Source organism: Paraburkholderia diazotrophica (assembly GCF_900108945.1).
GTDB classification, from domain to species: Bacteria; Pseudomonadota; Gammaproteobacteria; order Burkholderiales; family Burkholderiaceae; genus Paraburkholderia; species Paraburkholderia diazotrophica.
Genome location: NZ_FNYE01000061.1, coordinates 14821 through 28296 on the forward strand (window position 1 = coordinate 14821; position 13476 = coordinate 28296).

Consider the following 13476-nt stretch of genomic DNA (forward strand, 5'->3'; position numbering starts at 1 on the left):
TCGGTAATCAAGGTCTTAATGCCCTGGACGTGCAATCGATGTTCCTAAGCGCCGCATGATTTTCGACGCCCCGGAACCGTCGCCCACTTCAAGGGCGACGCGCGCTCAAAGCATGTAAGCGCCTCGCAGGCCGTTCTCGCGTGCTGATTCAGCTTTTGGGGTAGTTTTGATGTGCACCGATTTTGATCCGAGGCCCTATGAATTTCTAACTCATGACAAGGGCGTGGACTCGATTTCGGGGTCGATCGGGTCGCAGACGCGTGGCATCGATCGCATGATGACCGGGCGGTGCTCCATACGTACGCCATTGCAGCAGGTCCGCATGCCGTAACTGGATGCTTCAGGATGCGGCGACCGGCACGCGCTTTTGAGCTGACATCAATGATCTCCACTCGTTGCCGGGAATGGCAGCTGTAACCCCCAGCTGATCGCCAGGTTCTCATGCTGTGGTCCACAGGACCCGGACTCGCCCCGCAAGTAACCTATTATCGGCTCCGCGCTTCTACCATCCCGTGCGCGAGCAAACGTGCCTCGCAGATCGTACACATTCGCTTAACAAACGGTGAGTCGCTATTCAACATCCCTTGCACATCGAAAAAGCTGGTGATTCTCGCCGGTCTGCGCAGATGCTCAATCTTCCAAAGGTCGAAAGCCAGTTGCTCCGAGAGTTGGCCAATGCGCGTCCCTTCGAGCCATCCGGGTGACACTCCTTTCATTTTGACCCAGCGCTGAATGCATTCGACCAGACTTTCGGGCGTGAGCCAGATGCCCGCAACAGCGCGTGACAGTAACTGTTCCGCAACCAGATGACTCAGCAATTCAGTGCGCTGCCTGTCGTCCAGGCGGGCCAATGATGAGGCTGACTGCTGACCAGGAAACAACCGGGCAACGTGATATGTCAAGGCAAAGTCCCTACAGAACAGCACAAGTCGCGTCCAATGGAATGTTATACGACGGCGTCCTTTGGTATGAGGAATGATCTCCACATTTCGCGCCGTTTAGTCCACGATTTGCGCCTGCGCTGAAGGCGAACGTCCGCACGAAAGTGGGTGATGCGAATTGCATCACCCCAGTCTCGGCGATCTGAAGATGATTCACGCTGCGGGACTGTGGCATGTCATGGCGCACGTAGCGCCAAAGCGAACGGCGTGACGTTCGAAGCAGGTGTGCCGGCTAAACACAAACTCTGTTTTTCCATCAATGATCCCACCCGCTTTCGTGCTTCGACCATGACGCTCTCTCACATGGGGGCATGGACGTCCATGATGTTGATCTGAAGTACGTCGCTATGGTCCCCTTCGACGCATTGACAGGCCTGAAGGCTGGTGTCGCGATGTCCCGACCCAGCGCGTCGAGCAATGATGCCGGTGTGGTGAACACGCCGTGGCGGTACCTCATGCGCCGGCTGTTCTCCGTTGGTTCAGACGACCCATTAGCGAATTGCCAGGTCGTGAGCGCGCCCCGACGTCTGGCTCGTTAAACGGACCTACACTCCACGCGGCAGCAGCGACGCATCACAGGCGCACACTTGCGGCAGGTAAAACGTGTTTTCTCACGCCCGTTGTTAGCCGCTTTCGGCGTTCGTTCACTCGCGTCGGACTGCCGTGCTTCGTCATGCAACCGGTTACGGACGGTTTATGCACCGCGACACGGGAAGACAGTCATGAGCACATCACTTGACCTGACAGGTAATACGCGTCCGGCGCCGGCGCCGATATCGTCGGGGGCGGACGCGGGGAAGGACCAGGACCGTATGTCGTGGCGGCCGCGACGCTCGATGGTGACAAGGTCATCACATCGGACGGTGAAGACGTCGGCAGGATTTCGGACATCATGCTCGACGTGCGCAGCGGACGCGAGCATACGCCGTCATCTCCAAGGGTGGTTTCCTCGCGATGGGTAACACGTTGCATGCGATTCCGAGGAGCGCACTGACACTCGATACGGACAAGAAATGCTTCCGCGTCGACATCACCGCGCGGCAACTCAAGGATGACCCCGGCTTCGACCCTGAGCACTGGCCGTCAATGGCCGACGCGGCTTGGGGGCACACGACTGCACCACCTGCTGATAAAACACATTGGACGACGTCCGCCATCCCGGTACGAAGTTCCAAATCGGCCTGCGCGGTGCAGCACCGAAGAAAGCAGTGATCTACCTGCTGGCAATACCTCGGCACCCTCTCGGTTTTTGACACGGCTGGCGGTCGATCTGCCCAACACATACAAAAGAATGCGCCGATGACGCAATCGAAGTCGTCGGGTCCGATGCTTGCTGAGCAGCCGTCACAGTCCGACGCGTCGATGCGGGCTCGATCAGGCGAGATTGCTGGCCCACACGCGCATGCTGCGTGCGTGGCCATTGTTGACGGCGTACCGCGAGTCGGGACAACCAGGGAGTGGCAAATGGAAACGACCAAAACGGAAGGCGTGCTGAGCGAAACTGCAGGAAACGTGAAGGAAACGATTGGCTCACTCGCAGGCGACGTTGGGATGCAGCTTAAAGGCAGGGCGGGCGAGTTGCGCGGCAAGGCGCAGCAGATCTGCGCGGATACGACCGACCTCGCGCGCGATGCAATGTCGTCCAGCCCGCTCGCGGTGCTGGCCGGGGCGGCTGCGATCGGCTTTCTACTTGGTGCGTTGTGGGCGTCGAATCGCGAAGGATGACCCGTGCATGGGTGACGTTTGACGCCACAGGCTGTGCATCGGGGCGCTACGATGTCGATTCGATCCAGAGCGAACCAGTGGGCCACCGTCAGCCGGTTCTGCACGCACCGGATGGCGGACTACGGGGAGCTCATCCCGATTGAGCTGGCGCAGGCCCGCGCCCAGCTCGTGCGCGAACTGATTGCGCTCGTCGCGCTCGCGGTCGCGGGACTGTTTGCACTATCGTTCTTCTGCATCGCGATCATCGCGACGGCATTGAACACACCGTACTTTCTGCATGTGTCGTGGGCAATCGCGGGGATGTGGCTGTTGCTATGCGTGATTTCCTTTATCGCCGTTCAGTCACAAAAGCCGGCACGCGCTTTCCGCGTATTGGAGGACGAAATCCGCCGGGACCTGCAAACGATCAGGGAGGCATTGAAATGACTTCACGGCTGGCGGCGCTCGCAGAGGCTGAATCCGTTGTGCTGGAACGGATGGCCGTATCGCGCGCGAATCTGCTGGACGCACGCAAAACGGCACTCTTGCATGAGATTCGCAGCAGGCCTTCGTTGCTACGGCGGGTAAAGGAGCTGGTATCCATCGCGCCGAACGTCACACTCCTCGCGGCGGTACTTGTCGGATCACTGCTGATCGGTCCTCGCGAAATCGCGCGGGTGGTTGTGCGCAACGGGCTGCTTGCGTGGATCGCAAAAACGGTGCGGCGCATCGCGGGAAGCTGAGCGTCGCGCGCGACCTGTCCGATGCGGGCCCGCCGGGTGCATGAACCGACGGGGGCTCACGTGAGCGACCGACGGTCTGCGCCCGATGTACCGGCCACCGTCATCGATCCGCTGCCTCAATGCTGCGCAGACTATGCCGGCCAGCCGGGTCGGCGAAGGCGTCGGGCTGGGCCACCCGATGAAAGTGCCCTGGTTCTATGCATCTATATCGCGGCCGTGATGGGCTGTGCGCTGCCTGTATGGTACATACCAGATCTAATTGCCTTGAATCTCACTGGCTAAGTCATGAATGCGTTGCTGTCGCCGCTTGTCACAGGCCTGTTGGTCGCACTTGCGGATGTGATGCGGCCAGCGGAATATCGTCCGCAAGGATGGTATCGCCTGGCTATCGTTCCTGGTGTCTTCTGTTTGGGTGCGGTAGGTCCGGTGCTTTCGGTATGTCGCTATAGTCGATGGTTGCGACTCTTCGACAGCTGCGCCGCCCCAGCACCTTATGGCGCCCCAGAGCCGTGATCGGCGATCCAGCAGTGTCTCGTCGCGCCCACTGTGACGAACGCGCCATATGTCCTGCGTTTCGGACAGGCCGCGACGTCAGATGCCATTCGATCTGTTACAGATGTCCGCCACCTCTCAGTGTCACGAAATCCTGACGATCACACAGAGTCGGCGCGCGGGTGCGTGACCGCACTGGATGGTGTCGAGACGTGCCTCGCTCTTCGAATTTTTGCATCCGCCCATGCGCGAATCGGTGTCCTCGGAATCGAACCTCTGAATGCCGATGCATTCGCGGCGTCTTTACGGCACGCGGTTATCGCGAGCAGCTGAAACCAGATTGCCGGGTATGCGGGTGCGCTATCTTGAAGAGGCCGAAGGCTTCTGCCACCACGTCGACAGTATCCATTCTTCCGCATCGTAGTACAGCGGCAGCGTCGCGGGATACGCGAGCGTATTGCGATACGCGACGCGGTGCACCGGTGAATACCAATGGGGAATCACGTAATAGCCGTTCATCAGCACGCGGTCGAGCGCATGCGTTGCGTCAACAAGCTGCTCGCGTGTTTGCGCGGATACAACTTTCTTCAGGATTGCGTCGATGGCTGGCGATTTCACGCCCGCGATATTGTCGGAGCCCTGCTGATCTGCGTATGCGCTGGCGAAACGCGAAACCTGCTCGGTGCCCGGCACCTGTACGTCGGGCAGTCGCACCGTCGTCACGTCAAAGTCGAAAGCATCGATGCGCTTTTGAATCAGCGCGTAGTCGAGCGTGCGAAAGTTCATCCTGATGCCGAGCTTTTGCAGATTGCGGCCGTACGCAGCGGCAATCGGCTCCATCGATGTGCCGCCACCCGAGTCGTCGAGAAGCTCAAAGACAAACGGCTGACCCTTCGCGTCGCGCAGCGCTCCATCGCGATACGTCCAGCCGGCCTGCGCGAGCAGTCCACGCGCCCTGATGAGGTTTGCGCGCAGCGAATTGGGCGGGTCGGTGTCTGGCTGTTGCGGCATTTCTCCGAACACGGCGGCGTCCAGTTCCTTGCGCAGCCGCGCGAGAATCGCAAGTTCGCCTTTGTCAGGCTTGCCCTGCGCCTGCAAGTCGGTGTTGACGAAGAAACTGTTTATGCGCTTGTACTGCTCGTAGAAAAGCCGGCGGTTGAGCCACTCGAAATCGAACGCGAGATCGAGCGCCTGCCTTACCCGCACGTCCTGAAAGATCGGCCGCCGCAGGTTGATGAAGAAGCCCTGCATGCCCACGCCGTTGTGGTGCGGGAATTCGCGTTTGATGAGTTCGCCCGTGTCGAAGCGCTTGCCGATATCCCGGCGCACCCAGTTTTGCACGACGTGTTCGACGAGTACGTCATACTCGCCGGCCTTGAACGCTTCGAGCCGCGCGACCGCGTCCGAATACAGTCGGTAGTCGATGCGCGCGAAGTTGTGCGTGCCGACGCGCACGGGCAGCGACGCGCCCCAGTAGTTCGGGTTGCGCCTGTAGGTAATGGTGCGGCCGTTGTCGTACCTGTCGATCAGAAACTCCCCACTTGCAACGGGTTTCTCGAACGCCAGCTGATCGAAAGGAATGTGCGTGCCATCCGGCATCACGCCCCACTTGCGTGAAAACACCGGGATGCTGCCCGCGAGCAGCGGCATTTCGCGCGTGGCTACCTTGTATTCGAAGCGGATTGTCAGCCGGTCGACGACCACCGCGCGCGCGATCTGTCCGAAGTACACCGAGAACTGCGGCAAGGCTTGCGGACTCTTCAGCGTCTCGAACGAGTACCTGACATCTTCGGCCGTGACGGGGTCGCCGTTCGAGAAGCGCGCTTTCGGATTGATATGGAAGGTCGTCGAAAGACCATCCGGTGCGACGTTGATATCGTCCGCGAGCAGACAGTATGCGCTTGCCGCCTCGTCGGAACTGCCCGTCGTCAGACTTTCGAACATCAATCCGAGTCCGGGGGCGGGATTGCCGCGCAGTGTGAAGGGATTGAACTTGTCGAAGCTCGTGAGGCGGTCAGGATTCGCGAGGACCAGTGTGCCATTGCGCGGCGCGTCCGCGTTGACGTAATCGAAATGTTTGAAACCGGCGGAATATTTCGGCTCGCCGTATTGCGCGATGGCGCATACGGCCAATGCGGAGCTCGCCGCGCACATGACTGATCCGCCCAGCATGAGCACCGTGAGGAAGCAGCGGGCGTTGGATGAGCGGATCGTCTCGTGAGTCATAAAGCCATCGGCGAACCGTTTTCGCTCACCGTGTATTGGTCAGCTCCGTACGATGAAGCTCCATGCGCGCAATGACCGACGCACACGACCGAGTTGTTGACGCCTGCGTAAACACGTAGCCTCCTCGTCTGATGTGGTCGAAATCAGGTTCACCGCCAGCATTGGACCCTCTCGTCAGATGAAGCTCCGCGCGATGGAGGAACGATCGTTGCTCATCTCGTTGGTGCCGAGCGCCCATTACGCACCGGCTCGAAAAAGGGAGGTCACGGCATGCTTTACTATGCGCTGGTCTTTTTTATCATTGCGATTATTGCCGCCGTCTTTGGATTCGGTGGGATCGCTGCGGGCGCAGCGAGCATCGCGAAAATACTGTTCATCGTATTCCTCGTCATCTTCCTGGTCACGCTGGTTATGGGCGTCATGCGCCGTTAGACCGACAGGCTTATTCGGGCCTACGCGTGGAGTACCGTCCATAGGGATCATCAACGCGCGCTTGTAAGCGGCCATACGGCGTCCACAACAACAGGTGTAGAGTTCAGCAATTGATGTCGCGCTTTGACAACCAATTCGCGTCGTTTTTCACGGGTCGCGCCAGCCAATTTCGCACCCGCCCGCTCCATTTTCAACCATTTCGTGTCGCCTTGACACGCAGACACTTAAATTTGCGACGAACTGTCCCTTTGCGCGGTAAGGCAATGCGGATTCGTCACTGCTCGGACTTCGATGGCAGTTGACCGGACTCTACGGCCGTCGTGCCAATGCCTTCGCTGCGGATCGAACACACGCAGTCTCAACGGCATCTACCAGAGCGCTCATTCCCTGCTTTCGCTAGAGGCGGCCATATCTGACCTTCAGGTATCGCGTCCGTCAGGCCGTAACGAGTCGCTTTGCCGACATTCGCAGTTCGGCCGCGGCGAACGTCGGCGTTCACTGCTAGCGAATGCGTACTTGCGACCCTCTGGAGTCACTCGAAGGTCGATCGACCGAGTGTCGGGTACCTGAGCAAACCTGCCGCTGGAGCAACGACCATGGCATTGCAGTGAACGATCGAAGATAGTCTGCCCGCGGAAATTTTAGATCTGTCATCCGTATCACCCGTAGTTTTGTCCGTCGTTCGGACGGCACCCCCTCCCTCCCCCACCACCGCTCGTGCACATCCATGGAGAAATGCGTACTGACTCACATACCGCGGTTATGAGTTGCTGAACACTGTCTCGATCAGCGATTCTCATGGGGGAGACATGCGGAAAAGTCCGCTCGCGGAGATTCTAGATCTGCAACGTTCATGGGCAAATTCGCTCGGGAAACACGTGGCTGAAAACGGCTACGTTGCTTCTGTGACTGAGAATTTATGGAAGCCGCTATCCCCAGAAGCGATGGCTGCCTTTGAAGATGGCAAGGGATCAGAACTGCGCGATAGCGAGCGCGGACCGGCAAAGATGCGGGCCTTGCGGTCCTCGTCAGCGCTTTGCGTCAACGTGTTCGATTATTGGAGTGGGAGGGACTGCCGTCCACTCATGACAGCGTTGGGATTGGAACAAGCGGACGACATACTTCGATTTGAGGCCCGGTACCCGACCAAGCTGTCACTTACCAACACCACCAATTCGCCACCGCACCTTGACGTCGCGATCCGGCTGTGCTCCGGTGTCACGGCAGGCGTCGAAAGCAAATTCACGGAATGGCTCGACCGTCGTCAGCCGGAGGTCGATAAGCCCCAACAAAAAAAGAGCTTCCCAAAGTACCTTGCTGACGGACGGGTCCTCTGGGCCGAAGAGGACTTGCCACACTGTCAGTCTCTCGTTGAATCCATCGACGCAGGCACTGAGCATTTCACCCACCTAAACGCACCTCAGTTGCTCAAGCATGCGCTGGGCCTTGGCACGCAGTGCGGTAGACAATTCTCTCTTTACTACCTGTACTACGACTGGCCTTGCGCTCAGGCATTTATCCATCGCGACGAGATTGCAAGGTTCGACGCGAATGTAGGCGCCGAAATTAGATTCGTGGCATTGACCTATCAAGAGCTTTTCAAACGCATCAGCGAAGGAGCAAGCGATGCCGATAACGCATATCTAGGATACTTGGGGCGTCGATACTTCTTCGGTCACCATCCAGCCATCTTTGGGTAACGTTCTTTACGTACCTCCTGGGAGCCTCAGACCGACCCGAAGCTGTCCCCCATGACACCGGCGCAGCAACGGCGGATTTCGAGTGCGGATTCAACCGATCACAACGAGCCGATTACACCCGCGAAAAGACAAAACAAAAATAAATTTGGGCGCGAACCGGTTCGCGTTGTCGCCGCCTCTTAGCTTCCGGAGAGGTCGTCTCTCACGTTGATAAAGGAAGCAAAACATGTTTTACGTCAAGAATGTTCCAGGCTGGGAGCGCGTTATCCGTATCATTCTGGGTGTTGTCGGCGCGGCGCTTTCAATCGTGTTTCTCAAGGGAGTCGCCGGAATTGTCGGAGCGCTGGCAGCCGCAGGCATCACCATTTCCGGTCTGGTCGGGTTCTGCCCTGCCTGTGCGATGGTGGGCCGGCGCCTCGCGAGACAACAGAAGCGGTGACATGCCCCTCGACGAACAAAGGCAGGCAGCAATCGACGCAGCACGTTCGGGCGACCCCGTCGCGCTTGAGCGCCTGCTGCGCCTCTTTCAGCCAGACATACGCCGCTATGCGCAGCGCAATTGCTTTATTTCGGACGTCGACGATGCAGTCCAGGAAGTGCTGCTCATCGTCGCACGCAAGTTCGGGTCGGTCCGCGCCGCCGCTGCATTCTCGGGCTGGCTCTTCAGCCTCGTACGCCACGAATGCAGGCGCTCCGGTCGCAACGCGTTGAACTTCGATCCTTATAACGAAGAGGCGGTCAATCGATGGCTTGCGCGGCACGACACCGATTCGCTGCGCCGTGAACGCATCGACGCACTGGAGTCGCTGCCACCCGGCTACCGCGATGTTCCTCCTTCGCGACCTTGAAGAACTCACGATCGGCGAGATCGCCGCGCGACTTGGTTTATCGGTCCCAGCGACAAAAAGCCGCCTGCATCGCGCGCGCACGTTGGCGCGCGAATACCTGCTTGCCTGACTGCGACGACCCCACGCCTCGCGCATCTCTGCAAATTCGGCATAGTGACGCCCATGAGAAATCGATCCGGCAAGTTCGAGCATGCTTGTCCGCTGCTTGAGCGAGGCGGACGCTTGAATGGCCGAGCAAAGCGATGGACGAACGTCGCTTCATGGCCGCACTGAGTCCTACGACCGAACGCAACGACAGTCTCAGGCTCGCGCCTCATGCAACATGCATAATCCGTTTCCAAGTTGACAGTGAGTTCTTGGAACGGACACGAAGCGCAACCTTCTACATCTCAGCGTCGTGCACCTCGCCACCAAGTGCAAGACTAAGCCTCGCACAAAGTACTGTGAGCCAACTACACCATAAGCTCGGCTCAACTTGGCCGCACAACAACAGCCCGCTAGGCTCCGCTGATGCCCATATATATCGAGCATCGCCTTCGCGCCCATACCAGTAAGCGCCATGCGGGTCGCCTAGCCACCCGTCCAATGTCTGGTAGACGGCCGCCACCTTTCCCCAATCCTCTGGCGACAGGTTGGTCGGCACATTCAACGTAATGGATTGTTCCATGATCGCAGGGAGGACCGGCTAAAGGCAAAATTGTCGTCGATTTCCGATCCGTCGTCGAAGGACCGCTTTTGGCCGACTATTGCCCGATGATAGTTGTGGGTCGCGAGCTTCGCCGTCGACGGCCATGATCGCCAGCACGCGACCCCCAAGAGACGATCGCCCGCATCCAAAGCGGCCGTTCATTAAGGTTCCGCCTGGCCAAATTGCTGGCGAAACGCATGCCGGATTTCCATGCGAAACACCGGTAGGAACATTAGGGAAGCTGCTCCGAAAGCGACATCTGCATAAGACTCTGTTCGAGGATTCGACTGTCCTCTTCTGCCTCGCCCCGGTTAGCAGGATACTGCCGGGCATACCGGATCAAAACTGCTGCCCACTGTTCGTTCCGCCGAATGACGAACAGGTTTCGCTGTTGCTCAGGCACCTTCGACTGCAATTGAACGGCAGTAACCAATTGGGTCGCAACAAATTCTGCGGTCGAGCTCAGCTTCCATCCTCTTTGTGGCCTGCATGTCGCTAGCAAGGCGGCGTGGCGGTCAACTTTATAGAATGCTTCGAGATAGTCCTGTCGTTGAATCGTCGCCGTGATGTCTGCGATCCCCGCATTTATAAAGATCTGGTCGCAATTCGGGCTATCCGCTGTGTTAGCAACTTGAGTCAGAACGAGACGCACTGCTCGTTCTGCGCTGATACCCTCTTCAGCGGCTTGTGCCCCGCGAGAACAAAGACTCGCTGTTACCACAACGATAAGGGCGCCCCTTATCAGAAGGCCATTCATTAGCTTACCTTTCCCTATCGCCATTCGATCTCTTGCACGTTCCGGACACGACTTCGGCACAAATCGATATCTTTTGCCTAACGGCCATTGCAACAGAAACTTAAGCCATGGGGAACCGCGTGGCACAGCCGGTAGGCGTCGTAAGTCATCTCTGACGGCGCGGAGCGGGCGGACCACTCAGCGAGAGTCGACCTTTCGCCATGGACCGTCGAACGGCCGGAAGTGGCCGCCAACGAACTTGTCGCGTGCGCGAGAGCGCTCACGTACCCGAGGTTGCTTCGGACAGTAGTTTCCGCACACGAACCGAGACAGGCTCTTCGGGCGACCGTCCCTTTAGAAAGATTTCCAGTTCCTTGCGTGCGCCGGCATCGACGCCAATCTTCGCAAGCACAAAGGCGAGCGCGATTGGATGCTGGACGTAGTTGTAGAACCCCAAACCTCCGCTCGACAAATATCCTCGCAGCCATTCAAATGCCGCGACGACGTCTTCCAGCGAGTTGACCCGGCGCCAAAGTTCGTCCGCGCGCGAGATTGCCATTTCGACTATACCCGGTGCCATTAAGACAAGAGGTTGTTCTCCGCGGATCACGCTGATATCCAGGGCTTTATCGCGCGCATCGACGCAGAGATCAAAGATCGCGGACTTATTGGTCCGATGCAATCGAACGGAATTACCCGATACGTGGGGGACGAAGTCGAAGGAAAAGCCCCATCGTGGCGCTATTACACCGCCTTTCCATGACGCAAACGCAAACATCTGGCGTCTTGGTGTTCCATCAAATTTCACCCATCTGAGTGGCGCAACCGGCTCGAAACCCCGCCCATCCAAAGCCGAATCGACAACCGGAGAGACGATGCGATGAGCATCGTCCAGGGTAAGCATTTCGAAAGGGCCGGCATTGGGGGAATCACCTTGAACTCGCTGCAACCACCTGCCAATGCCCATAATCGTAGTGTCTCCCGGTTGATGAAGGTGCCACAGAAGCCAACGTTGACTCGAACCGTCTAGCGTTTGTACACGCGATTGTCGGCGATGTGAGCCGCACTGTCGAACGGCAGTTCATGGCCGTTCGCGGCTAGTTGGCGATGTTGTCGCGTGCGCGCGGAGTCCTGGTGGGCGCCCAGCGCAGCGTGCCGGTCGACGTATCGGGCATCGACGTCACGCGCCGCACGATCGAACAGGATGGCTTCGTCGTGCCGGTCGTCGTCGTCAAGCCGCAGAACGCACGCGGCGTGCTGCCCGTGTTCATGTTCTTCCACGGCGGTGGCTGGATTCTCGGCGATTACCCAACGCACGAGCGTCTCGTGCACGACCTCGTCGTCCAGTCGGGCGCAGCAGCGGTATTTGTTGAATACACGCCTTCTCCCGAAGCGCGTTATCCGGTCGCGATCAACGAGGCCTATGCCGTGACGAAGTGGGTCGCCGCACATGGCGAGGAAATCGGCGTCGACGGTGCACGGCTTGCCGTCGTGGGCAACAGCGTGGGCGGCAACATGGCGGCCGTCATCAGCCAGATGGCGAAGGACCGGCAGGGTCCGGCCATCCGCTTCCAGGGACTCATGTGGCCGGTGACGGACCACGCGTTCGACAACGCCTCGTACGATGCCTTCGCCAATGGATACTTCCTGAGCCGCGACATGATGAAGTGGTTCTGGGACGCGTACACGACCGATGAACGCGAGCGAAACGAACGCTACGCGTCGCCGCTGCGCGCATCTATCGACGAGCTGAAGGGCTTGCCGCCCACGCTCCTTCAGACCGCGCAGTTCGACGTGCTGCGCGACGAAGGCGAAGCATACGGACGTCGGCTCGACCAGGCGGGCAACGACGTGACGACGACGCAGTACAAGGGGACGATCCACGACTTCGGCCTGCTCAACGCACTGGCCGCCGACGCCCCAACGCGCGCCGCCATGCAGCAGATGGCGAACGCCTTGAACGCGCGTCTGCAATAAAGCCGCATCTATGCCTTTTTTTTCGAGCCGATCATGAACAACGCCAGACAACTGCTTTCCGCATACCTCGAATCGATTCGCGACTCGCGTGCCGCTGCCGCGCTCTTTGCCAGCGACGGCGTGCTGGAACTGCCGTATCTGAAGTCCCTCGGTATCGACGGGCGCGCGGAGGGACCCGAATCGATCGAGGGCTTCATTGCTTCGCTGCTGGTGAAAGTACCGGATTTCGCGTTCAGGAACGCGCGCTTTCTGATCGAAACGCCCGAGCAGGTGTTCGCGGAATATGAAGTTGAAGCGCTCGTGCCGTCAACGGGGAAGATCTATCGCCAGATGTACGCCGGACCGGCTCGTGGCACGCGACGGCAAGATCTCGCTGCTGCGTGAAGCGCTGGATACGGTGGCGGCGGCGGATGCGTTCGCTGTGACGCGCACCGCTTGATTGTTGCATTGATGAAAGGCCGCTTTGTCGATCGAAGCGGCCTGAATATATTTCGTGGGATTGGCCGCTCCTGGCCTATTTCGTTGAAAAACTCCCCTGAGAGCCCGGTTCTTGGCTATCCTGGAATCCATCAATCGATGGGAGTGCATCGTCATGATGGGTCAGCGAAGCGGCGATCAGGAGCAGCTGTTTTACGCGTTCAAGCTTGACGATCATGTGTCTGGCGTCAACTAGAACTGCCACCGGCGACAACTAAAATTGCCGCCCTATGATGCTACTGCGGCCGGCGCCGTCGGCTTCGCGCCGGCCGCTTTTGCCCGGTAACTTTCGACTCCCATCAAGTCGAGCACGACGCTGTGATGCACCACTCGATCGATTGCCGCAAGCGTGGTCATCGGGTCCTTAAAGATTCGTTCCCATTCCGAGAATACGAGGTTTGTGGTGATGACGATGCTTTTGCGTTCATAGCGCTCAGCGAGCAAGGTGAACAACACTTCCATCTCATCGCGGTCGTGCTGGACGTAGCCGATGTCGTCCAGAATCAGACACT

General features: G+C 58.8%; 14 protein-coding genes and 2 pseudogenes. 11 read left to right on the forward strand and 5 right to left on the reverse strand.

Annotation, left to right across the window (positions count from 1 at the left end):
• Positions 1-485 precede the first annotated feature (485 nt).
• Positions 486-902 (reverse strand): hypothetical protein, encoded by a 417-nt coding sequence (locus tag BMW76_RS37790; RefSeq protein ID WP_143062432.1) that lies wholly within the window; start codon positions 900-902, stop codon positions 486-488.
• Positions 903-1716: 814 nt separating this feature from the next.
• On the opposite strand from BMW76_RS37790, the pseudogene BMW76_RS37800 reads away from it, so the two are divergent.
• The 4 genes and pseudogenes from BMW76_RS37800 to BMW76_RS37815 all read left to right on the forward strand — a co-directional run bounded on the left by BMW76_RS37800 (position 1717) and on the right by BMW76_RS37815 (position 3388).
• Positions 1717-2153, forward strand: a pseudogene (locus BMW76_RS37800) (PRC-barrel domain-containing protein).
• Positions 2154-2405: 252 nt separating this feature from the next.
• On the forward strand, positions 2406-2666 hold the full coding sequence (locus BMW76_RS37805) for a CsbD family protein (RefSeq protein WP_090873853.1): 261 nt from the start codon (positions 2406-2408) through the stop codon (positions 2664-2666).
• Between the two features lie 51 nt (positions 2667-2717).
• Positions 2718-3092: a phage holin family protein gene (locus tag BMW76_RS37810; protein ID WP_090873863.1), complete on the forward strand. Its 375-nt coding sequence runs from the start codon at positions 2718-2720 to the stop codon at positions 3090-3092.
• Complete coding sequence (locus tag BMW76_RS37815) at positions 3089-3388, forward strand: hypothetical protein (protein WP_090873854.1); 300 nt, start codon at positions 3089-3091, stop codon at positions 3386-3388. Before BMW76_RS37810 ends, BMW76_RS37815 begins: the two co-directional genes overlap by 4 nt.
• Before the next feature lie 852 nt (positions 3389-4240).
• Here BMW76_RS37815 and BMW76_RS37820 read toward each other — a convergent pair.
• Positions 4241-6052 (reverse strand): extracellular solute-binding protein, encoded by a 1812-nt coding sequence (locus BMW76_RS37820; RefSeq protein ID WP_245763560.1) that lies wholly within the window; start codon positions 6050-6052, stop codon positions 4241-4243.
• Between the two features lie 324 nt (positions 6053-6376).
• On the opposite strand from BMW76_RS37820, the gene BMW76_RS37825 reads away from it, so the two are divergent.
• The 5 genes from BMW76_RS37825 (at position 6377) to BMW76_RS42710 (ending at position 9195) form a co-directional block, all read left to right on the forward strand.
• Positions 6377-6538: a DUF1328 domain-containing protein gene (locus BMW76_RS37825; RefSeq protein ID WP_090873856.1), complete on the forward strand. Its 162-nt coding sequence runs from the start codon at positions 6377-6379 to the stop codon at positions 6536-6538.
• Positions 6539-7305: 767 nt separating this feature from the next.
• On the forward strand, positions 7306-8238 hold the full coding sequence (locus BMW76_RS37830) for a PGN_0703 family putative restriction endonuclease (protein WP_143062433.1): 933 nt from the start codon (positions 7306-7308) through the stop codon (positions 8236-8238).
• Between the two features lie 226 nt (positions 8239-8464).
• Positions 8465-8677, forward strand: a complete 213-nt coding sequence (locus BMW76_RS37835) for a YgaP family membrane protein (RefSeq protein WP_090873858.1) — start codon at positions 8465-8467, stop codon at positions 8675-8677.
• 1 nt (position 8678) lies between these two features.
• Complete coding sequence (locus BMW76_RS37840) at positions 8679-9086, forward strand: RNA polymerase sigma factor (RefSeq protein ID WP_322789345.1); 408 nt, start codon at positions 8679-8681, stop codon at positions 9084-9086.
• On the forward strand, positions 9064-9195 hold the full coding sequence (locus BMW76_RS42710; RefSeq protein ID WP_322789346.1) for an RNA polymerase sigma factor: 132 nt from the start codon (positions 9064-9066) through the stop codon (positions 9193-9195). Before BMW76_RS37840 ends, BMW76_RS42710 begins: the two co-directional genes overlap by 23 nt.
• Positions 9196-10006: 811 nt before the next feature.
• On the opposite strand, the gene BMW76_RS37850 is transcribed toward BMW76_RS42710, so the two are convergent.
• Positions 10007-10531 carry a hypothetical protein gene (locus tag BMW76_RS37850; protein WP_143062434.1) on the reverse strand — a complete coding sequence of 175 codons (525 nt, stop codon included), beginning with the start codon at positions 10529-10531 and terminating at the stop codon, positions 10007-10009.
• 259 nt (positions 10532-10790) lie between these two features.
• Positions 10791-11414 carry a hypothetical protein gene (locus BMW76_RS40810; RefSeq protein ID WP_143062435.1) on the reverse strand — a complete coding sequence of 208 codons (624 nt, stop codon included), beginning with the start codon at positions 11412-11414 and terminating at the stop codon, positions 10791-10793.
• Positions 11415-11623: 209 nt separating this feature from the next.
• On the opposite strand from BMW76_RS40810, the pseudogene BMW76_RS37860 reads away from it, so the two are divergent.
• Both BMW76_RS37860 and BMW76_RS37865 read left to right on the forward strand, forming a co-directional pair.
• A pseudogene (locus BMW76_RS37860) lies at positions 11624-12487 on the forward strand (alpha/beta hydrolase); the annotation flags it as partial.
• 33 nt (positions 12488-12520) lie between these two features.
• Positions 12521-12871: a nuclear transport factor 2 family protein gene (locus tag BMW76_RS37865; RefSeq protein WP_245763559.1), complete on the forward strand. Its 351-nt coding sequence runs from the start codon at positions 12521-12523 to the stop codon at positions 12869-12871.
• Positions 12872-13192: 321 nt separating this feature from the next.
• Here BMW76_RS37865 and BMW76_RS37870 read toward each other — a convergent pair.
• The coding region (locus BMW76_RS37870) for an ATP-binding protein (RefSeq protein ID WP_177200622.1) at positions 13193-13476 on the reverse strand (284 nt) is incomplete at its 5' end.